This window comes from Streptomyces anulatus (assembly GCF_014650675.1).
Lineage (GTDB): Bacteria > Actinomycetota > Actinomycetes > Streptomycetales > Streptomycetaceae > Streptomyces > Streptomyces anulatus.
In genome coordinates, this window is record NZ_BMVK01000007.1 from 308,411 (window position 1) to 329,822 (window position 21,412).

Consider the following 21,412-nt stretch of genomic DNA (forward strand, 5'->3'; position numbering starts at 1 on the left):
GCTCGATGAACGACGACGCCCGGCCCGCACCGGAACCGCAGGACATACCCCCGCACAGCGACGAGGTGGTGCGGCAGGACCCCAGCCGCCGTTCGGTGCTGTGGACGACGGCGGGCGTGGCCGGCGCCGGACTCGGCCTCGGCGCACTGGGAGCGGGGACCGCCTCGGCGGCCGGGGCGACCGCCCGCTCGACCGCGGAGGCGGTCGCCGCCGCCCCCGCCCGGCAGGGCCGCACCATGGCGGACGTCCGCTTCGAGGGGCGCTCCACGATCCGGGTCGGCATCGTGGGCCTCGGCAACCGGGGCGGCAGCATGATCGACCTGTTCCTCGCCGTCCCGGGCGTCCAGGTGAAGGCGGTCTGCGACCCGGTCCGGGACAAGGCGGAGAAGGCCGCCGCCAAGGTGACGGCCGCCGGTCAGCCCGCACCCGCCGTCTACGCCAAGGGCGAGGACGACTACGAGAACCTCTGCAAGCGCGGCGACCTCGACTTCGTCTATGTGGCGACGCCCTGGGAACTCCACTTCCCGATGGCGAAGGCGGCGATGCTGAACGGGAAGCACGTCGGCGTGGAGTGCCCCATCGCCATGCGGCTGGAAGAGCTGTGGCAGCTGGTGGACCTCTCCGAGCGCACCCGGCGGCACTGCATGCAGCTGGAGAACTGTTGTTACGGCAAGAACGAGATGCGGGTGCTGCGCATGGCGCACGCGGGTCTCTTCGGCGATCTGCTGCACGGCGCGGGCGCCTACAACCACGACCTGCGCGAGCTGATGTTCGACCCCGACTACTACGAGGGCCCCTGGCGCCGGCTGTGGCACACCCGGCTGCGCGGTGACCTCTACCCCAACCACGGGTTCGGGCCGGTCGCCAACTACATGGACGTCAACCGGGGCGACCGGGCCGTGAGCATCACGAGCATCGGCACGCCGGCCCTGTCGCTCGCCGAGTACCGCAAGGAGCACATGCCGGCCGGCGACCCCAGCTGGAAGGAGTCGTACATCGGGGCCGACCGGACGATCAGCCTCGTACAGACGGCCAAGGGCCGGGTGATCCGGCTGGAGCACGACGTGTCGTCCCCGCACCCCTACTCCCGTATCAACAGCCTCGGCGGTACGCGGGGCGTGTTCGAGGACTACCCGGAGCGCATCTATCTGGAGCCCACGAACACGAACCACCAGTGGGACGACTTCAAGAAGTACGCCGAGTGGGACCACTGGCTCTGGAAGGAGCACGCGAACCCGCCGGGCGGACACGGCGGCATGGACTACATGATGATCTTCCGGCTGATGCAGTGCATGCGGCTCGGCCTGGTCCCCGACTTCGACGTGTACGACGCGGCGACCTGGACGGCCCCCGTGCCGCTGAGCCATCTCTCCATCAAGGCCAAGGGCGCGCCGCTGCCGATCCCGGACTTCACCCGGGGCGAGTGGAAGAAGGCCCGGTCCGGCATGGACTCCGAGAAGCCCGCGGAGTGACGCCCCCGGGGTCCCGGGCCGAGTCGGCCCGGGACCCCGCAGGGCTGCGGAGAGGGCCGGAAAACCGGTTGCCCCGGACCGGGACGAACAGGGAACCTTGCACGTCACCCCGTTCTTCGAGGTCCATCCGGATCTCCGTTTCACAAGCCCTGGGACGTCATGCAGATTCGCGACCTTCCGTATTCGGATCCCGGCGACCCCGATGTCCGTTCAGGCCCTCGATTCCTCTACTGGCTCGGGCGCAACCAGCTCGCGGGGCAGGTGAAGGCCCTCTCCTGGGGGCTGCTGCACCAGCTGGGCATCGCCGGTCTCCCGGTCACCGTGGGTCTCGCCGTCCAGGCCGTCATCGACCGATCCGGGGGGCGGCTCGCCCTGTCCGGCGGCCTCATCATCGTCCTCGGCATCGTGATCGCCGTCGGCGACACCATGCTCCACCGGACCGCGGTGACCAACTGGATCACCGCCGCCGCCCGGGTCCAGCAACTGCTCGCCCGTAAGACCGCCGAGCTGGGCTCGGCGCTGACACGGCGGGTCGCGGCCGGTGAGGTCGTCGCCGTCTCGACCGGCGACGTGGAGAAGATCGGCTGGTTCGTCGAGGCGCTCTCCCGTTTCGCGGCCGCCGCCACCGCCCTCGTGGTGATCTGTGTGGGGCTCGCCTTCTACCTCCCGTCCCTCGGTCTGATGGTGGCGCTCGCCATGCCGGTGCTCGCCCTGGCCGTGCTGCCGTTGCTGCCGCGCGCCACCCGGCGCGCGGACGAGCAGCGCGAGAAGGCGGGCAAGGCCACCGAGCTGGCCTCGGACACGGTCGCCGGGCTGCGCGTGCTGCGCGGGATCGGCGGCGAGGAGCTGTTCCTCGGCCGCTACCGCCGCGCCTCGCAGGAGGTCCGCAGGGCCGCGGTGCGCTCGGCCCGGATGTGGGCGCTGATCTCGGCGGTGCAGGTGCTGCTGCCGGGGATCCTGCTGATCTCCCTGGTCTGGTACGGGGCGACGCTGGCCCGGGACGGCCGCATCGACGTCGGCCAGCTGGTCACCGTCTACAGCGCCGCCACCCTGATGCTGTTCCCGCTGCGGCACTTCGAGGAGATCGCGATGGCGTACTCCTTCTCGCGGCCGTCCGCCCAGCGCGCGGTGCGCGTGCTGTCGCTGCGCCGCAGTGCGCGGGAGGCCACCGTCGAGGGTGTGACGCCCTCCGGTGATCTGTACGACCCGGCGACCGGACTGATGGCCCCCCGGGGGCAGTTCACGGCCGTCGTCTGCGGCGACCCGGACGAGGCGGGCCGGCTGGCCGAACGGCTCGGCGGGCACGCGGAGACCGGCGAGGAGGACGAGGAGGCTTCGGCGAGGACTCCGTCGGTCCTGCTCGGCGCGGTCGCCCTGGACGAGATCCCGCTGGAAGCCGCACGGGCCGCGGTCCTGGTCCAGGACAAGGATCCGGTGCTGCTGTCCGGCACGCTCCAGGAGCTGCTGGACATCCCGGCCTCGGGCCTGGTCACCGCCGAGGCGGCGTTGGAGGCGGCCCAGTGCGGTGACGTGCTGAGCGCCCTGGCGCAGGCCTCCCCCGACAACGACGGGGACCCGATGCGGACCCGGATCACCGAGCGCGGCCGGTCCCTGTCCGGCGGTCAGCGCCAGCGCCTCGCGCTGGCCCGGTCGCTGGTCACCGACCCGGAGGCGCTGGTGCTCGACGAGCCGACCTCCGCGGTCGACTCGCACACCGAGGCACGGGTCGCCGCCGGGATCGCGAAGCTGCGCCGGGGCCGTACGACGGTGGCGTTCGCCTCGTCCCCGCTGCTGCTCGACGCCGCCGACCGGGTGGTGCTCGTCCACGAGGGCGCCGTGGTCGCCGTGGGGGCCCACCGCGACCTGCTGCGCACCGAACCCCGCTACCGGGCGGTCGTCACCCGGGAGACCGACGACGAGGCGGCCGCCGCGAGCGCGCTGAACGGCGTCGGCGAAGTCCCCGCCATGAAGAGCACCCAGGAAATCGAGGAGAGGGCATGATCGGCGTCGCACCCCCGGCGTACGACCCCGCGGCCCCGGAGTCGGCGACGACGCTGCCCGTGGGCACGCCGACGACCGTGCGGAGTTACGTACGGAGTCTGCTGCGCCGGCACCGCAGGGCGTTCGTCGTCCTGATCGCGGTCAACGCGGTGGCGGTGATCGCCTCGATCACCGGACCGTATCTGCTGGGCGGGCTGGTGGAGGACCTGTCCAACGGCGTCACCGACCTGCATCTGGAGCGCACGGCCGCGATCTTCGCGGTCGCGCTGGTCGTCCAGACCCTGTTCACGCGCAGCATGCGGCTGCGCGGGGCGATGCTGGGCGAGGAGATGCTCGCCGATCTGCGCGAGGACTTCCTCGTACGGTCCGTCGGGCTGCCGCCCGGGGTCCTGGAGCGGGCCGGTACGGGCGATCTGCTGTCCCGGATCACCACGGACATCGACCGGCTGGCGAATGCGATGCGCGAGGCCGTGCCGCAGTTGGCGATCGGCGTCGTGTGGGCCGGTCTGCTGCTCGGCGCGATGACGGTGACCGCTCCCCCGCTGGCGCTGGCCGTGCTGGTAGCGCTGCCGGTGCTGATCGTGGGCTGCCGCTGGTACTTCCGCCGCGCTCCCTCGGCGTACCGCTCGGAGGCCGCCGGTTACGCGGCCGTCGCCGCGATGCTCGCGGAGACCGTCGACGCCGGGCGGACCGTGGAGGCGCACCGCCTCGGCGACCGCCGGGTGGCGCTGTCGGACCGGCGGATCACGGAGTGGACGGCCTGGGAGCGGTACACGCTGTTCCTGCGTTCGGTGCTGTTCCCCGTCATCAACGCGACGTACGTGACGATCCTCGGCGCGGTTCTGCTGCTCGGCGGCTGGTTCGTGCTGGAGGGCTGGATCACGGTCGGGCAGTTGACGACGGGAGCGCTGCTGGCCCAGATGATGGTCGACCCGATCGGTCTGATCCTGCGCTGGTACGACGAGCTCCAGGTGGCCCAGGTGTCACTGGCCCGGCTGGTCGGCGTCCGGGAGATCGAGCCGGACGCGGGCGACGCCGGGGTCGGTCCGGACGGCCGGGACGTGCGGGCGGACGACGTCCGGTTCGGTTACCGGGAGGGCGTCGACGTCCTGCACAAGGTGTCGCTCGACGTGGCTCCGGGCACCCGGCTCGCCCTGGTAGGACCCTCCGGCGCGGGCAAGTCCACGCTGGGCCGTCTGCTGGCGGGGATCTACGCGCCGCGCACCGGTGAGGTGACGCTCGGCGGGGCGGAGCTGTCGCGGATGACGGCGGAACGGGTCCGCGAGCACGTGGCCCTGGTCAACCAGGAGCACCACGTCTTCGTCGGCTCGCTCCGGGACAACCTCCTGCTGGCCCGCGACGGGGCGAAGGACGCGGAGCTGTGGGCGTCGCTGGCCGCGGTCGACGCGGACGGCTGGGCGAAGGCCCTGGAGGAAGGGCTGGACACCGAGGTCGGCTCGGGCGGGTTCGCGCTGACCCCGGCGCAGGCCCAGCAGATCGCGCTGGCCCGTCTCGTGCTGGCCGATCCGCACACGCTGGTGCTGGACGAGGCGACCTCGCTGCTGGACCCGCGGGCCGCCCGTCACCTGGAGCGTTCACTGGCCCGGGTGCTGGAGGGCCGCACGGTGGTGGCGATCGCGCACCGGCTGCACACCGCGCACGACGCGGATGTGATCGCGGTCGTGGAGGACGGCCGGATCAGCGAGCTGGGCAGCCACGACGAGCTGGTGGCGGCGGACGGCGCGTACGCGTCCCTGTGGCGGTCCTGGCACGGGTGAGCCGCCCGGCGGACGGCCCGGGGGTCACCGGGCCGTCCGGGTACGGCTGGGCTGGAGGAGCTGGTCGACGGGTGCGTGGTCGTCGGTGAGCACCCGGGCGTTCCCGGTCCAGGAGACGAGATCGTCCCCGGTGGCGATCTTCCAGCCGACGTCCCGGGCGTCCAGCGCTTCCTGGATCGCGGGGGCGTCGACCGGCCGGCCGGAGGCGACCACCACCAGATTGCCGCCGATGGTGGACGCGGTCGGGTCCAGCCCGATGTCCACGGGCTTCCCGAGGAGGGCGACGTGCTGGAAGGTCTCGGCGAGGGTGGCGACCTCGGCGCGGGCGAAGGCCAGCTCACCGTGGTCGATGAGGTTGGCGACGTACAGGCCGTCCGCGTCGAGCGCCCGACGGACGTCTCCCAGCGCCTGCGACGTCGTGAGGTGCCACGGCACGCTGACTCCTCCGAAGGCGTCGCCCACCACCAGGTCGTGGCTGCCCGCCTCCAGCCTGCGCAGGCCCAGCCGGCCGTCCTCCACGCGTACGTCGACGCCGGTCGACGCCGCGAGGCCCAGCCGGTCGCGGTCGATGCGCGCGACTCCGCCGTCGATCTCGGAGACGACGCTCCGGGTCCCGGGGCGTGAGGCCGCGAGGTAGCGGGGGAAGGTGAGGCCGCCGCCCCCGATGTGGTGGGCGGTCAGCGGCTCGCCGGCGGGGAAGGCGGTGTCGACCACCGAGGCGATGGCGCGCACGTACGCGAACTTCAGGTGCGCCGGGTCCTCGACGTCGACGTAGGAGTGGCTCAGGCCGTCGAGGACGAGGGTGCGGCCGCTGTCCCGTTCGGGGTCCGCGACGACCTGTGCGCAGTGGTACCGGGTCTCCGCGTCACAGCCGCCGGGGGCGAACGCGGTGGCGAGGGAGCCCGCGACGACGGTGGCGAGCGCCACGGCCGAGGCGCGCCGCCAGCGGCGGGCCCGCCATCCGGCCAGTGCGGCGCCGAGCACCAGCAGCGTGCCGAGACCGATCAGGATGGAGCTGACGGGCAGCCGCGAGACCAGGACGAATCCGGTGAGGACGGTGCCGACGATGGCTCCGAAGGTGCCCACGCCCGACAGCCGCCCGACGACCGTCCCGGTCTCGGCGAGGCTGGTGAGCCGGAGCTTCGTCACGAACGGGGTCACCGCGGAGAGCAGTGCGCCGGGCACCAGGAGGGTCGCCGACGCGACCAGCAGGAGCAGCGCCGGCGACCACTGGGCGGCGGTGCGCAGCAGGAGCGGGGTGAGCGCGACGACCACGCCCGACACCCCGAGCGCCGGGCCGATGAGCCGGTGCGGATCGACCTGGTCCGCGATGCGCCCGCCCAGCCAGGAGCCCAGGGCGATGGCGGTGAGGGCGATGCCGATCACCATCGTGCTGGTTTCCAGGGTGAGGCCGAGGTACGGGGCCAGCAGGCGCAGGGCGACGATCTCGACCACCAGGACCGCGGCCGATGATCCGAACACGAGGACCGCGGCGGCGCGGGGGCCCAGGCCGTGATCGCGGGGCGGGCCGTCGGCCAGGGGGGATTCGTCGGCCACGGGCGAGGGGGGCGAGGTGGTCACCGCAGCATCCTCGCACGGGGGCGGCTGCCGAACTCCCCACGCTGCGCAGGGCGGAGAGGGCGGCCGACCGGACCCCGGGGTCCATCGGAGACGGCGGCGGTCGGCCGCCGCGCCACCGTGCCCGGGGCCCCCGTTCACCCCTGTCAGGAGGCGGATGCCGGGGCGTCCGGTTAAGGATGAGGGGTGAATCACCCGGTAGACGGGGCAGGCGAGCGCAGAACCACGCAAGCCCGAGAAGGGACGCAGACCGTGGCACCACCCAGGATTCTCGTCGTCGGCGCCGGCTTCGCAGGCGTCGAGTGCGTACGCCGCCTGGAGCGCAGGCTCGCTCCGGGAGAGGCCCAGATCACGCTCGTCACGCCGTTCTCCTACCAGCTGTATCTGCCGCTGCTCCCCCAGGTGGCCTCCGGGGTGCTGACACCCCAGTCCGTGGCGGTGTCGCTGCGCCGCAGCCGCCGCCACCGGACGAGGATCGTGCCGGGCGGGGCGATCGGCGTGGACACGCAGGCGAAGGTCTGCGTGATCCGGAAGATCACGGACGAGATCGTGAACGAGCCGTACGACTACATCGTGCTGGCGGCGGGCAGCGTCACCCGGACCTTCGACATCCCCGGGCTGCTGGACAACGCCCGGGGGATGAAGACGCTGGCCGAGGCCGCCTACGTACGGGACCACGTCATCGCCCAGCTGGATCTGGCGGACGCCAGTCACGACGAGGCCGAGCGCGCCTCCCGGCTCCAGTTCGTGGTGGTCGGCGGCGGTTACGCGGGCACCGAGACGGCCGCCTGTCTCCAGCGCCTGACCACGAGCGCGGTCCGGCACTATCCTCGGCTGGACGCGCGGCTGATCAAGTGGCATCTGATCGACATCGCGCCCAAGCTGATGCCGGAGCTGGGCGACAAGCTGGGGCAGGCCGCCCTGGAGGTGCTCCGCAAGCGGAACATCGAGGTGTCGCTCGGGGTCTCGATCGCCGAGGCGGGGCCGGAGCAGGTCACGTTCACCGACGGCCGGGTGCTGCCCTGCCGGACCCTGATCTGGACCGCCGGAGTGGCCGCCAGCCCGCTGATCGCCACGCTCGGCGCGGAGACCGTACGCGGCCGGCTCGCGGTCACCCCGCAGCTGAACCTGCCGGGCGTGGACGGGGTGTTCTCGCTCGGGGACGCGGCCGCGGTGCCCGACCTGGCGAAGGGCGACGGGGCGGTCTGCCCGCCCACCGCGCAGCACGCGATGCGCCAGGGCAGGGTGCTGGCGGACAATCTGATCGCCTCGCTGCGTCATCAGCCGCTCCGGGACTACGTGCACAAGGATCTGGGGCTCGTCGTGGACCTCGGCGGCAAGGACGCCGTGTCCAAGCCGCTGGGCATCGAGCTGCGTGGGCTGCCCGCGCAGGCGGTGGCGCGCGGCTACCACTGGTCGGCGCTGAGGACGAACGTCGCCAAGACCCGGGTCATGACGAACTGGATGCTGAACGCGGTCGCCGGTGACGACTTCGTACGGACCGGGTTCCAGTCCCGCAAGCCGGCGACGCTGCGGGACTTCGAGTACACGGACGTCTATCTGACGCCGGAGCAGATCAAGGAGCACACGGCGGCGACGGTCATCAGGCACTGAGCCGTCACGCACGTCCGAGCGCGTCCCGGGCTCCCCGGGGCGCGCTCACCGCTGCCGGGACAGGACGGTCTCCACGGTGTCCGCCTCCCGCGCGGTCTTGTCCTCCCGGTAGCGCAGGACGCGGGCGAACCGGAGGGTGACCCCGGCGGGGTAGCGGGTGGAGCGCTGGAGTCCGTCGTAGGCGATCTCCACGACGAGTTCCGGGCGTACGGTGACGACATATCCGTCGTCGTCGGTCGCCAGCTCCGTCAGCTTCTCGGTCTGCCAGTCCAGCAGGGCGTCCGTGAGGCCCTTGAAGGTCTTGCCGAGCATCGCGAACGTACCGTCGGGCCGGCGTGCGCCCAGGTGCAGGTTGGAGAGCTTGCCGGTGCGCCGGCCGCTGCCCCGCTCGACGGCCAGCACCACCAGGTCCAGGGTGTGCACGGGCTTCACCTTCAGCCAGGACGCGCCCCGGCGGCCCGCGCTGTAGGCGGCGGTGAGGTCCTTGGCGACGACGCCCTCGTGGCCGCGTTCCAGGGTGTCGGCGAGGAACGCGTCGGCCGCCGCGCGGGCCTGGGTGTCGTCCGGATCGGCGACGAGGGTGCGCCGGACCCGCAGGTTCTCGGGGAGGAGCCGGGCCAGGGCCGCGTGGCGGTCGGCGAAGGGCCGGTCGAGGAGGTCCTCGTCGTCGACGAGAAGCGCGTCGAAGAAGACGGGGACGACGGGCACGTGCGCCGCGGCTCCGGCCACGTCCCGCCGTGAGCCCACCCGGGAGGCGGTCTCCTGGAACGGCCGGGGTCTGCCGCCCTCCCCCAGGGCGATCAGCTCGCCGTCCAGGACGAAGCGGCGCGCGTCGAGCGCGGCGACGGCGGTGACCAGTTCGGGCAGCCGGTCGGTGATGTCGTCGAGGGCCCGGGTGTAGGCGCGGATCCGGTCGCCGTCCCGGTGGACCTGCACCCGGATCCCGTCGAGCTTCTCCTCGACCGCGCACGGGCCCAGCCTGTCGAGCGCCTCGCCCACCGATGCGGCGCTCTGCGCGAGCATCGGCTGGACGGGCCGGCCGACGGTGAGGCGGAAGGCCCCGAGCGCTCCGGGTCCTTCCGCGAGGAGGACGCGGGCGACGTCCTGGAGCGATCCGGCGAGCATCACGGCGCGCCGGACGTCGGCGGGCGGGGCTCCGGCGGCGTGGGCCAGGGCGTCGGCGGCGACGGCGTCCAGGGCGCCCTGGCGTACCTCGCCGGTGAGGAGGGCCCACAGGAAGCGCTGCTCGTCGGCGGTGGCGGCGGCGAACAGGGCGCGCAGGCGCTCGCGGCGCAGGGCCTGGGATCCCGGGCCCGAGGTGGCGGCGAGGGCGGTCAGCTCGGCGTCGACGCCGGTGACGGTGAGCGTGGGCCCTGAGGCGGGCTCCACGGGGTCCCCGAGGCTCCGCCGGCCGACGCCGATGCGGCCCTGGGGCAGTCGTCCGGCGAGGTACGGGATGACGACGGGGACGTCCTCGGGTCCGGCGTTCCGGAAGAGATCGGCGAGGAGCGCCGTCTTGCGGGACCGGGCGGAGGTGGCGGCGACCGCCAGGGACACCTGGGCGAGCTCGGCGAGCAGCATGCTGCCATGGTGCTACGGGGCGGAGCGCGTCGCCCGCCCGCGCGGGACCGGCCCGGACGCTCCCCGAGGCGGCCCGTACGCCGCGAGGGGCGTCATATGTAGTTGAGGGCTGCGGCCCCGCCCACTCCTCCGAGGACCATGAAGGCCGGCATCAGCACCTTCATCTCCACCCAGCTGCCGGCCCGGAAGCGCATGGCCTTCGGCGGGCCGATCGGGTACCAGCGCTTGCGGCCGATGGGGATGGGCCACAGGATCGGGCAGCCCGAGACGGTCAGCGCGTCGCCGATGTCGTGGACCAGGGCGCCGAGCACGATGGGCAGGCCGAGCCACATGTACTCCTGGCCGGGGGCGTCGAAGAGCCAGCCGGCGCCGTTGCCCGGCTGGTCCAGGACGCCGGCGAGGATCCAGGCGCTGGTGGCGCCGAGCAGCCAGACGAGGACGTCGCTGGAGACCCGGGCGGCCCGCCACAGCAGTCCCTCGACCGCGAGCACCAGGTGGACGAAGAGGATCGCGAGGACGGCCCAGCGTCCGCCGAAGATCGCCGCGGCGGAAGCGCCGCCGCCGATGAGGACGGCCCAGAGCCAGGTGTGGGTCAGGGTCCGGTGGCCGCCGGTGCGGCGGGGGTCGCCGGCGCTCCTGGTGGCCTTGTAGACGGCGTAGGAGAGCTTGTCGACGATCTCGCAGAGGGCTTTGGAGACGGGGCCGAAAGCGCGCGAGATGGTCGCGGACTTGTGGTCGAGGTCGGGGGCGAGCGCCGCTCCGGCGCAGATCAGCGCCCCGACGACGAGGACCGGCCAGGGCATCGTGTGGCCCGCGGCGGTGGCCGCCGCGCCCACCCCCAGCCAGGCCGCCGCCCCTGACAGAGAGTGTGCCGGTCCCATCATGGTCTTTTCCCGCCCCCAGCGCTTCGTACGCCCATCACCGGTACGGCGCGGGCAGGTTGAGACCGCAGCGTATCGTCCGTGATCTTCGTGCCGTCCGCCGGTTCCCTCATCCGGGCGGAAGACAGGCAAGATGGGGGCGTGACCCTCATCGACCAGCTGCCTAAGACCCCCGACCCGGACGCCCTCTTCGAGGCCTTCTCGTCATGGACCGAGACCCAGGGCATCACCCTTTATCCGGCTCAGGAGGAGGCGCTGATCGAGGTGGTCTCCGGGGCGAACGTGATCCTTTCCACCCCGACCGGTTCCGGGAAGAGCCTGGTGGCGGCCGCCGCGCACTTCACGGCGCTGGCGCAGGACAAGGTCACCTTCTACACGGCGCCGATCAAGGCGCTGGTGTCGGAGAAGTTCTTCGACCTGTGCAAGCTCTTCGGCACCGAGAACGTCGGCATGCTCACCGGCGACGCCTCGGTCAACGCGGACGCCCCGGTGATCTGCTGTACGGCCGAGGTCCTGGCCTCCATCGCGCTGCGCGACGGCAAGTACGCCGATATCGGCCAGGTCGTGATGGACGAGTTCCACTTCTACGCGGAGCCGGACCGGGGCTGGGCGTGGCAGATCCCGCTGCTGGAGCTGCCGCAGGCCCAGTTCGTGCTGATGTCGGCGACGCTCGGCGACGTCGCGATGTTCGAGAAGGACCTGACCCGGCGTACCGGCCGCCCCACCTCCGTGGTGCGCTCCGCGACCCGTCCGGTGCCGCTCAGCTACGAATACCGCTTCACGCCGATCACCGAGACGCTGACCGAGCTGCTGGACACCCGGCAGTCGCCGGTCTACATCGTGCACTTCACGCAGGCGGCGGCCGTGGAGCGGGCGCAGTCGCTGATGAGCATCAACATGTGCACGAAGGAGGAGAAGGAGAGGATCGCCGACATGATCGGCGGCTTCCGCTTCACCACCAAGTTCGGCCAGAACCTCTCCCGTTACGTGCGCCACGGCATCGGGGTGCACCACGCGGGGATGCTGCCCAAGTACCGCCGCCTGGTGGAGAAGCTGGCCCAGGCGGGTCTGCTGAAGGTGATCTGCGGGACGGACACGCTCGGCGTCGGCGTCAACGTGCCCATCCGTACGGTGCTGTTCACGGCGCTCACCAAGTACGACGGCACCCGGGTGCGGACCCTGCGCGCGCGGGAGTTCCACCAGATCGCGGGCCGGGCCGGGCGGGCCGGGTTCGACACGGCCGGCTTCGTCGTGGCGCAGGCGCCCGAGCACGTCATCGAGAACGAGAAGGCCGTCAAGAAGGCGGGCGACGACCCTAAGAAGAAGCGCAAGGTGGTCCGCAAGAAGGCCCCGGAGGGCTTCGTCGCCTGGTCGGAGACCACCTTCGACAAGCTGATCCAGTCCGAGCCGGAGCCGCTGAACTCCCGCTTCCGGGTCACGCACACCATGCTGCTCGCGGTCATCGCCCGTCCGGGCAACGCGTTCGAGGCGATGCGGCATCTGCTGGAGGACAACCACGAGCCGCGCCGAGCGCAGCTGCGGCACATCCGGCGGGCCATCGCCATCTACCGCTCGCTGCTGGACGGCGGGGTGGTGGAGCAGTTGGAGACGCCGGATGCCGAGGGCCGGATCGTCCGTCTGACGGTCGACCTCCAGCAGGACTTCGCATTGAACCAGCCGCTGTCGACGTTCGCGCTGGCGGCGTTCGACCTGCTGGACGCCGAATCCCCGTCGTACGCGCTGGACATGGTCTCGGTCGTCGAGTCGACGCTGGACGATCCCCGGCAGATCCTGGCCGCCCAGCAGAACAAGGCGCGCGGCGAGGCCGTGGGGCAGATGAAGGCGGACGGGGTCGAGTACGAGGAGCGGATGGAGCGGCTCCAGGAGGTCACGTACCCGAAGCCGCTGAGCGAGCTGCTGTGGCACGCCTACGACGTGTACCGCACGAGCCACCCGTGGGTGAACGACCACCCGGTGTCGCCGAAGTCGGTGATCCGGGACATGTTCGAGCGGGCCATGACCTTCACGGAGTTCACCTCGCACTACGAGCTGGCCCGGACCGAGGGCATCGTGCTGCGGTATCTGGCGAGCGCGTACAAGGCGCTGGAGCACACGATCCCGGACGACGTGAAGTCGGAGGACCTCCAGGACCTGATCTCCTGGCTGGGCGAGATGGTGCGCCAGGTGGACTCCAGTCTGCTGGACGAGTGGGAGCAGCTCGCCAACCCCGAGGTGGAGACCGCCGAGCAGGCCCAGGAGAAGGCGGACGAGGTCAAGCCGGTCACGGCCAACACCCGCGCCTTCCGGGTGCTGGTGCGCAACGCGATGTTCCGCCGGGTGGAGCTGGCCGCGCTGGACCGGGCCGGCGCCCTGGGCGAGCTGGACGGCGACGCCGGGTGGGACGAGGACGCCTGGGGCGAGGCCCTGGACGCGTACTGGGACGCGCACGAGGAGATCGGCACCGGTCCGGACGCGCGCGGCCCGAAGCTGCTGAAGATCGAGGAGGACCCGGCGCACGGGCTGTGGCGGGTCTGGCAGGCGTTCGCCGACCCGGCGGGCGATCACGACTGGGGCATCAAGGCCGAGGTGGACCTCGCCGCGTCCGACGAGGAGGGCCGGGCGATCGTCCGGGTCACCGACGTCGGCCAGCTGTGAGGACACCCCTGAGACGCGAGTGGAGAGGTACGGCATGACGAACCCGGCCGAGCGCCTGGTCGACCTGCTCGATCTGGAGCGGATCGAGGTCAACATCTTCCGCGGCCGCAGCCCCGAGGAGTCCCTGCAACGGGTCTTCGGCGGGCAGGTCGCGGGCCAGGCGCTGGTGGCGGCCGGCCGGACCACCGACGGGGACCGGCCGGTGCACTCGCTGCACGCCTATTTCCTGCGGCCGGGGCGCCCCGGGGTGCCGATCGTCTACCAGGTGGAGCGGGTGCGGGACGGTCGGTCCTTCACCACCCGGCGGGTGACGGCCGTCCAGGAGGGGCGGACGATCTTCAACCTGACGGCGTCCTTCCACCGCCCCGAGGAGGCGGGCTTCGAGCACCAGTTGCCGCCGGCCCGGATCGTCCCGGACCCGGAGGAGCTGCCGACGGTGGCCGAGGAGGTGCGCGAGCACCTGGGCGTGCTGCCGGAGGCGCTGGAGCGGATGGCCAGGCGGCAGCCCTTCGACATCCGGTACGTCGACCGGCTGCGCTGGACGAAGGACGAGGTCAAGGACGCGGATCCGCGGAGCGCGGTGTGGATGCGGGCGGTGGGCCCGCTGGGCGACGACCCGCTGGTGCACACCTGCGCGCTGACGTACGCGAGCGACATGACGTTGCTGGACGCGGTGCGCATCCCGGTGGAGCCGCTGTGGGGTCCGCGCGGCTTCGACATGGCCTCGCTGGACCATGCCATGTGGTTCCACCGGCCGTTCCGGGCGGACGAGTGGTTCCTGTACGACCAGGAGTCGCCGATCGCCACGGGCGGCCGGGGGCTGGCGCGGGGCCGGATCTACGACCGTTCGGGGCAGTTGCTGGTGTCGGTGGTGCAGGAGGGGCTGTTCCGGCGGCTGGCGAGCGACTAGAGCGTCCTTTACGTGCCGGGCAGCGGGTCCTGGTCGACCTCGTGGCGGCGGGTGCGGATGTCCGGCGGCGCCGGGTGCAGCTTGGCGTCGCAGGACGGTCCGAGGCCGGCCCGCCGCGAGTCGGTCCCGGTGAGGGGCCGGCCGCAGAGGCGGCAGCGGACGAGGCGGCGGCCTCGATGCTGCTCGCCGTCGGCGGCCGGGTCCCGGGCGACGGCTCCGGCGGCGCCGGGCAGCGGTTCGGGAAGGGCGTCGGGAATCTCCACACGACGATCCTGCCAGTACGGCGCCCCGGCCGCCCGACAGGGCCCCGGTGGCTCAGGGACGCCCGCGCTCCCGGTCGAGCGCCTCGTCCAGGGTGCGGGCCGCCATGATGAGCGAGAGATGGGTGAACGCCTGCGGGAAGTTGCCCAGTTGTTCGCCGCTGGGGCCGATCTCCTCGGCGAACAGCCCCACATGGTTGGCGTAGGTGAGCATCTTCTCGAAGGTGTAGCGCGCCTGGCGCAGCCGTCCTGCCCGGGCCAGTGCGTCGACGTACAGGAAGGTGCAGAGGCTGAAGGTGCCCTCCGACCCGCGCAGCCCGTCCGGTGAGGCCGCCGGGTCGTAGCGGTAGACGAGGCTGTCCGAGACCAGGGTGCGGTCCATGGCGTCCAGCGTGGACAGCCAGCCCGGATCCTTCGGGGCGAGGAAGCCCACGCGGGGCATCAGCAGCAGGGAGGCGTCGAGGACCTCGCTGCCGTAACTCTGGACGTACGCCTGGAGGTTCTCGCTCCAGCCGCGCTCCACCACCTGCTCCAGCACGGCGTCCCGCGCGCCGGTCCACCGGGCGGTGTCGGCGGGGCGGCTGAACTGCGCGGCGAGTTTGAGGCCCCGGTCGAAGGCGGCCCAGCACATCACCCGGCTGTAGGTGAAGTGCTTGCGCCCGCCGCGGGTCTCCCAGATGCCTTCGTCGGGGCGGTCCCAGGAGTCCGCGAGCCGGTCCAGGGTGCGGGAGAGGAGCTTCCAACCCCGGTGGCCCGCCTGAATGCCCACCTCGCGGCCCTCGGACAGCGCGTAGAGGGCTTCTCCGTAGATGTCGAGCTGGAGCTGGTCGTCGGCGGCGTTGCCGAGCCGGACCGGGTGGGAGCCCCGGTAGCCCTCCAGGTGTCCGAGGATCTGCTCCCCTTCCAGGGGGCGCCCGTCGACCCGGTACATGATCCGCAGCGGCTCTCCGCCGGCGTCCCGGCGGTCCCGCAGCCGGTCGCCGAGCCAGTGGGTGAACGCGGTCGCCTCGTCGACGAAGCCCAGGTCCAGCAGGGCCCGCACCGACAGGGAGCCGTCCCGTACCCAGGTGTAGCGGTAGTCCCAGTTGCGTTCTCCGCCGAGCTGTTCGGGCAGTCCCATGGTCGCCGCGGCGACGGGTGCGCCGCTGGGTTCGTAGGTGAGCAGCTTCAGGGTGATCGCGGAGCGGTTGACCATGTCGAGCCAGCGGCCGTTGTAGTGGGAGCCGCGCACCCAGTTCTGCCAGAAGTCGACGACGTCCCAGAGTTCGCCGGTGATTCCCTCGGTGGTGGGGTGCGGTGGCTCGGGGCCCTCGGGGTCGCAGAGGGTGAGGACGGCCCCCGAGGTCTCCCCGGCGCGCAGGGTGACGCCGCCGACGGCGTCGTGGCCGTCGCGGGTCAGGGGGAAGCCCGTCCGGAGGTGGGCGGTGACGCCCGGCGCGCGGAAGACCGCCGCGTGTCCCGTCGGGCCGAGTTCCAGCGCGTGGGCGGCACGGCCGTAGTCGAACCGGGGCCGGCACTCCAGGCCGAAGCGCACGGTGCCGCGTACCGAACGTACGGTGCGGACGAGGGTGTGCCGGTCGGTCGGCCCGCCGGAGCGGATCGGGGTCATCCAGTCGAGGACCTCTCCGACGCCTTCGGGCGCCATGAACCGGGTGACGACGACCGCGGTGTCGGGGTAGTAGAGCTGCTTGCACGTGTGCGTGCCGCCTTCGGGCGCCACCCGGAAGAAGCCGCCGCGCTCGTGGTCGAGCAGGGCGGCGAAGACGCTGGGCGAGTCGAACCGGGGGGCGGTGAGCCAGTCGACGACGCCCCGCGAGGAGATCAGGGCGACGGTCTGGAGGTCGCCCACGAGCCCGTGGTCGGCGATCGGCGGATACCGGTCCATGCGCCTTTCCTCCCGGTCGGGCCCCGTCCCCTCACTATCCGGCACTCCCGTCCCGGGTGCGCGGCACACGTCCGGGCGACGGGTCCGGGCCGGGCGCCCGGTTTGCCGAACGGGGCCGGGGCCGCGTTACTGGAGTGAGCCCCCGGGCCGCCGGCCGGGTGGAGCTCCGTGCGACGGGGCCGGGAGCCGCGGAGGTACCGGGATGGACATGATCCACATCCGCGCGGTGAGCCCGCCGGACCTGACCGACGAGGTCGTCGGCCTGCTCTCGGACGATCCCTGCGTGCTCAACCTCATCGTCCAGCTCGACGCCGCGCGCCGTCCCGACGGCGACTCCATCGCCTGCGACGTGCTGACCGGGGCGGCGAACGACGTGCTGCTCCGTCTGCGCGCCGTCCGGCTGGACCAGCGCGGCTCCCTCGTCATCGAACCGGTCGACATGGCCTTCCCCGGCGCCGCCGCCGAGGGGGGACAGCGCGAGCTGGGGCCGCTGAGCCGGGCGCCGGTCTGGGAGCAGGTCGAGGCGCGCATCAGGTCCGGCGGGCGGTACCCGCCGAGCTTCTATCTCTATCTGGTCGTCGCCGGGCTGATCGGTTCGGTCGGCATCGTCACCAATTCGCAGATCCTGATCGTGGCGGCGATGGTCGTCGGGCCGGAGTACGGCGCCATCGTCAGCGTGGCGCTGGGGATCGACCGGGGCCATCGGGACATGGTGCGCGGCGGGCTGGCCGCGCTGGGGACCGGTTTCCTCCTCACCATCGTCGTCACGTTCCTCTTCGCCCTCCTCATCCGCGGCTTCGGGCTGCAGTCGGAGGCCTTCGACCTGGGGTTGCGACCCGTCGCCAATCTCATCAACACGCCGAACTTCTTCTCGGTCGCCGTCGCCACCCTGGCCGGGATCGTCGGGATCGTGTCGCTCACCGAGGCCAGGACCAGCGCCCTGCTCGGCGTGTTCATCTCCGTGACGACGATCCCGGCCGCGGCGGACATCGCGGTCTCCACGGCGTTCACCAGCTGGTCCGACGTGCGGGGCTCGGCCATCCAGCTCGTGGTGAACATCCTGGTGCTGATCGTGGTGGGCACGGCCGCGCTCAAGGCCCAGCGGGCGATCTGGCGGCGGGTCGGTGTCAGGCACGACCGTGACCGCCGGCTTGCCGAAGAGGCCTCACGAACGACCGAAGAGACCTGACGAACTCCGGAAGGGGCACCTCGTGGACCGGGAAGCCGTGGCGCCGCTGCGCGCCGCACCTCACGCGACACCGTCCGAACGGGCGGCACTCGGCAGGGCCGCCCGGCGGGACGCTCCCCGGTCGAGCCATGCGGAGTTCACGGCGTCGCCGCGACGCCCCGACCCGCTGACCGTCCTCGAAGCGCAGTCCGCGGACCGGGTTCCCGAGCTGGTCCCGATCCGCTACGCCCGGATGACCGAGTCCCCGTTCCGTTTCTACCGGGGCGCGGCCGCCCTGATGGCCGCCGATCTGGCGGGCACCCCGGACTCGGGGATCCGGGCGCAGTTGTGCGGCGACGCCCATCTGCTGAACTTCCGGCTGCTGGCCTCGCCCGAGCGGAATCTGCTCTTCGACATCAATGACTTCGACGAGACGCTCCCGGGTCCCTGGGAGTGGGACGTCAAACGGCTGGCGGCCAGCCTCGTCATCGCGGGGCGGGCGAACGGCTTCACGCACCGGGAGCGGGCCGGGATCGTACGGGCCTCGGTCCGCTCGTACCGGGAGGCGATGGCCCGGTTCGCCGGGATGCGCAATCTGGAGGTGTGGTACGCGAGGACCGACGCCGAGCGGCTGCGTACGGTGGCCGCCGAGCAGTTGGGCGGGCGGGGTCGCAGGAACGTCGACCGGGCGCTGGGCAAGGCCCGCTCCCGGGACAGTCTGCAGGCCTTCGGCAAGCTCGCCGAGGTGGTCGACGGGCGGCTGCGGATCGCGGCGGACCCGCCGATGGTCGTCCCGCTCACCGATCTGATGCCCGGGGTGGCGCGGGAGACGGTGCACCGGGAGTTCCGGACCATGGTGGCGGGTTACGCCCACAGCCTGGTGTCCGACCGGCGCAGTCTGCTGGAGGACTTCACGCTGGTGGACGTGGCCCGGAAGGTCGTCGGTGTGGGCAGTGTCGGCACCCGGTGCTGGATCATCCTGCTGCTCGGCCGGGACGGCGGGGATCCGCTCCTCCTCCAGGCCAAGGAGGCGGGCCCCTCGGTGCTGGCCGAGCACGCCGGGGCGAGCCGGTACGCCAACCAGGGCGAGCGGGTGGTCTCGGGGCAGCGGCTGATGCAGGCCTCCAGCGACATCTTCCTCGGCTGGGAGCGGGCCGAGGGCCTCGACGGCCGGAGCCGGGACTTCTACGTGCGCCAGTTGCGCGACTGGAAGGGCATCGCGGAGCCGGAGTCGATGGTGCCGAAGGGGATGCGCGCGTTCGGCGAGGTGTGCGGCGCCACGCTGGCCCGCGCCCACGCGAGGTCCGGGGACCGGATCGCCATCGCCGGCTACCTGGGGCGGGGGGACGTCTTCGACCGGGCGATCGCCACGTTCGCGGAGTCGTACGCGGACCGCAACGAGCTCGATCACCGGGCGCTGGTGGACGCGGTGGCCTCGGGGCGGCTGCCGGCGGACGTCCCGGCGGGCGACGCGAACGGTCTTCCGGGGCCGGGCGGCTGACCTTCCGCACCGGAGGGCGTGTCCCCGGCGGCGGGGAGGCGCCCGGTCCGCCGGTGCGTGGTATTCCGGCGTGAACCGTGGGGCCCGCCCCTCCCCTTCCCGGGGATCGTCACGCCGAGGAGTTCGACCTATGCCGGCCACGCCTCCGGGCACACCCGTCGCAGCACCGGAGGACCCGTACGCGGCGGTCCGCACGCGGAGGTACGCGGGGCTGCTGCTGATGGCAGCCGTTCTCGGGGTACCGGTCTCCGCGGTCGCGTTCGGCTTCCTGGCCCTGGTCTCGGAGCTCCAGTCGCTGACGTACACGGAGCTGCCGAGGGCGATGGGCTTCGAGGAGACGCCGTCCTGGTGGCCCGTACCGCTGCTCGGCGTCGCGGGTCTCCTGGTCGGCCTCACCGTCCGCCGGCTGCCGGGCGGGGGCGGGCACCGGCCGGCGGAGGGGCTGGTGTCCACCGGGGCCCCGGCCCCGGCCGACCTGCCCGGCATCGCCCTGGCGGCGCTGCTCTCGCTGGGCGTGGGCGCCGTGCTCGGGCCGGAGGCGCCCCTCATCGCGCTGGGCGGCGGGCTGGCCGTCTGGGCGGCGGGGCGCGTCAGACGGGACCTGACACCGCAGGCGCGGTCCCTGGTCGGGGCCTCGGGGAGCTTCGCCGCGGTGAGCGCCCTGCTGGGGTCCCCGCTGCTGGGCGCGTTCCTGCTGATGGAGGTGTCGGGGCTGGCCGGGCCGATGCTGGGCGTGGTGCTGGTTCCCGGGCTGCTCTCCGCGGGGATCGGCGCGCTGATCTTCACGGGGCTGGGTTCCTGGACGGGGCTGGGGACCTACTCGCTGACGCTGGGCGACGTCCCGCCGACGGCGGTCCCCGACGCCGCCGGGTTCGGGTGGGCGCTGGTTCTCGGGGTCGCGGCCGCCTTCGCCGGTGCGGGCATCCGCCGGCTGTCGCTGGCGCTGCAGGAACGTGTGGAGCGGCGGACGGTGACGGCCACGGCGGTGATGGGGCTGGTCGTCGGCGGGCTCGCGCTGGTGTACGCCGAGACGTCGGGCAAGGACGGTTCCGAGGTGCTGTACTCGGGCGAGCACGAGTTGGGCCATCTCCTGTCCGGGAGCGCGGGGTATTCGGTCGGTGCGCTGCTGCTGCTCATCGTCTGCAAGTCGCTCGCCTACTGCGCCTCGTTGAGCTGTTTCCGGGGCGGCCCCGTCTTCCCCGCGATGTTCGTGGGCGCGGTGGGAGGCGTCGCGCTGTCCCATCTGCCGGGGCTGGATCTCACGGCGGGGTTCGCGATGGGCGTCGGTGCCATGTGCGTGGCGATGCTGCGGCTGCCGATGACCTCGGTGCTCCTGGCGACGCTCCTGCTGGGCAAGGAGGGGCTCACCGTGATGCCCCTGGTGATCGTGGCGGTGGTGGTGGCGTACGTGGTCACCCTTCGGCTGACGCCCGCGCCGGTGGACGGGGGGCGAGGACAGCCGGAGAAGGCCGCCTAGAGCCCGTCCCGTATTCGGGATATCATCCCGGATATGAGAGACGCGACGGAGGAGCCGGACCCCATGGACGTCCGGCTCGCCGTGAGACTGGCGGAGCTGCGCACCGAACACGGCTGGTCCCTCGACGAGTTGGCCCACCGCAGCGGGGTGAGCCGGTCGACGCTGTCCCGGCTGGAGCGCTGCGAGGTGAGCCCGACCGCCACCCTGCTCGGGCGGCTGTGCACGGTCTACGGCCGGACCATGTCCCGGCTGCTCATGGAGGTGGAGGCGGAGCCCCCGTCCCTGGTGCCCGAGGCGCGGCAGGCGGTCTGGCGCGACGAGGAGGCCGGGTTCGTCCGGCGCTCGGTCTCGCCGCCGCACGCGGGACTGCGCGCCGAGGTCGTGGAGTCGATCCTCGAACCGGGTGCGTCGGTCGCCTACGAGGACGCACCCGTGCCCGGTGTCGAGCAGCACATCTGGGTACAGGAAGGCACGGTGGAGGTGACGGTCGCCGCGGTGACGCACACCGTGCGCACCGGGGACTGCCTCCGTTTCCGGCTGCACGGCCCCTCCCGCTTCCGCTGCGCGGGCCCCGGACGGACCCGCTACGCCCTGCTCATCGTCCTGCCCTGACCCTCGACCCGGCCCCTCCCCGCCCTCTCCCCGCCCCGT

General features: G+C 72.6%; 15 protein-coding genes. 10 read left to right on the plus strand and 5 right to left on the minus strand.

The window, feature by feature from the left end:
* Positions 1-5 precede the first annotated feature (5 nt).
* The 3 genes from IE272_RS19865 to IE272_RS19875 all read left to right on the plus strand — a co-directional run bounded on the left by IE272_RS19865 (position 6) and on the right by IE272_RS19875 (position 5,251).
* Positions 6-1,472, plus strand: a complete 1,467-nt coding sequence (locus IE272_RS19865; protein ID WP_190007399.1) for a Gfo/Idh/MocA family protein — start codon at positions 6-8, stop codon at positions 1,470-1,472.
* 159 nt (positions 1,473-1,631) lie between these two features.
* Positions 1,632-3,473 (plus strand): ABC transporter transmembrane domain-containing protein, encoded by a 1,842-nt coding sequence (locus IE272_RS19870; RefSeq protein ID WP_057661491.1) that lies wholly within the window; start codon positions 1,632-1,634, stop codon positions 3,471-3,473.
* The gene (locus tag IE272_RS19875; protein WP_007453572.1) at positions 3,470-5,251 is read left to right on the plus strand and encodes an ABC transporter ATP-binding protein; all 1,782 of its coding nucleotides are present in this window, start codon (positions 3,470-3,472) and stop codon (positions 5,249-5,251) included. Before IE272_RS19870 ends, IE272_RS19875 begins: the two co-directional genes overlap by 4 nt.
* Positions 5,252-5,275: 24 nt before the next feature.
* Here IE272_RS19875 and IE272_RS19880 read toward each other — a convergent pair whose 3' ends face one another.
* Complete coding sequence (locus tag IE272_RS19880) at positions 5,276-6,832, minus strand: fused MFS/spermidine synthase (RefSeq protein WP_190007400.1); 1,557 nt, start codon at positions 6,830-6,832, stop codon at positions 5,276-5,278.
* A 249-nt stretch (positions 6,833-7,081) separates the two neighbouring features.
* On the opposite strand from IE272_RS19880, the gene IE272_RS19885 reads away from it, so the two are divergent.
* Positions 7,082-8,443 (plus strand): NAD(P)/FAD-dependent oxidoreductase, encoded by a 1,362-nt coding sequence (locus tag IE272_RS19885; protein ID WP_050357639.1) that lies wholly within the window; start codon positions 7,082-7,084, stop codon positions 8,441-8,443.
* A gap of 45 nt (positions 8,444-8,488) precedes the next feature.
* On the opposite strand, the gene IE272_RS19890 is transcribed toward IE272_RS19885, so the two are convergent.
* Both IE272_RS19890 and IE272_RS19895 read right to left on the minus strand, forming a co-directional pair.
* Entirely contained in the window at positions 8,489-10,024 is a 1,536-nt protein-coding gene (locus tag IE272_RS19890; protein WP_190007401.1) for an ATP-dependent DNA ligase, read from the minus strand.
* Positions 10,025-10,116: 92 nt separating this feature from the next.
* Positions 10,117-10,908 carry a metal-dependent hydrolase gene (locus IE272_RS19895; RefSeq protein ID WP_032792837.1) on the minus strand — a complete coding sequence of 264 codons (792 nt, stop codon included), beginning with the start codon at positions 10,906-10,908 and terminating at the stop codon, positions 10,117-10,119.
* A 138-nt stretch (positions 10,909-11,046) separates the two neighbouring features.
* Between IE272_RS19895 and IE272_RS19900 the strand changes: the two genes are divergently transcribed.
* Together IE272_RS19900 and IE272_RS19905 are read left to right on the plus strand one after the other, a co-directional pair.
* Positions 11,047-13,560 carry a DEAD/DEAH box helicase gene (locus tag IE272_RS19900; protein ID WP_056699550.1) on the plus strand — a complete coding sequence of 838 codons (2,514 nt, stop codon included), beginning with the start codon at positions 11,047-11,049 and terminating at the stop codon, positions 13,558-13,560.
* Positions 13,561-13,594: 34 nt separating this feature from the next.
* Positions 13,595-14,470, plus strand: a complete 876-nt coding sequence (locus IE272_RS19905) for an acyl-CoA thioesterase (protein WP_050357642.1) — start codon at positions 13,595-13,597, stop codon at positions 14,468-14,470.
* A gap of 8 nt (positions 14,471-14,478) precedes the next feature.
* Here IE272_RS19905 and IE272_RS19910 read toward each other — a convergent pair whose 3' ends face one another.
* On the minus strand, positions 14,479-14,733 hold the full coding sequence (locus tag IE272_RS19910; RefSeq protein ID WP_007453616.1) for a DUF6011 domain-containing protein: 255 nt from the start codon (positions 14,731-14,733) through the stop codon (positions 14,479-14,481).
* Between the two features lie 52 nt (positions 14,734-14,785).
* A complete protein-coding gene (locus IE272_RS19915; RefSeq protein WP_050357643.1) occupies positions 14,786-16,615 on the minus strand; it encodes a glycoside hydrolase family 15 protein in 1,830 nt (609 codons plus the stop codon).
* Positions 16,616-16,817: 202 nt separating this feature from the next.
* Between IE272_RS19915 and IE272_RS19920 the strand changes: the two genes are divergently transcribed.
* The 4 genes from IE272_RS19920 (at position 16,818) to IE272_RS19935 (ending at position 21,373) form a co-directional block, all read left to right on the plus strand.
* Positions 16,818-17,804: a DUF389 domain-containing protein gene (locus IE272_RS19920; RefSeq protein ID WP_050357644.1), complete on the plus strand. Its 987-nt coding sequence runs from the start codon at positions 16,818-16,820 to the stop codon at positions 17,802-17,804.
* Positions 17,805-17,826: 22 nt separating this feature from the next.
* Positions 17,827-19,284, plus strand: coding sequence for a DUF2252 domain-containing protein (locus tag IE272_RS19925; RefSeq protein ID WP_050357645.1), 1,458 nt, complete (start codon positions 17,827-17,829; stop codon positions 19,282-19,284).
* A 130-nt stretch (positions 19,285-19,414) separates the two neighbouring features.
* Entirely contained in the window at positions 19,415-20,761 is a 1,347-nt protein-coding gene (locus IE272_RS19930; protein WP_190007402.1) for a chloride channel protein, read from the plus strand.
* A 33-nt stretch (positions 20,762-20,794) separates the two neighbouring features.
* Positions 20,795-21,373 carry a helix-turn-helix domain-containing protein gene (locus tag IE272_RS19935; protein ID WP_190007403.1) on the plus strand — a complete coding sequence of 193 codons (579 nt, stop codon included), beginning with the start codon at positions 20,795-20,797 and terminating at the stop codon, positions 21,371-21,373.
* Positions 21,374-21,412 lie beyond the last annotated feature (39 nt).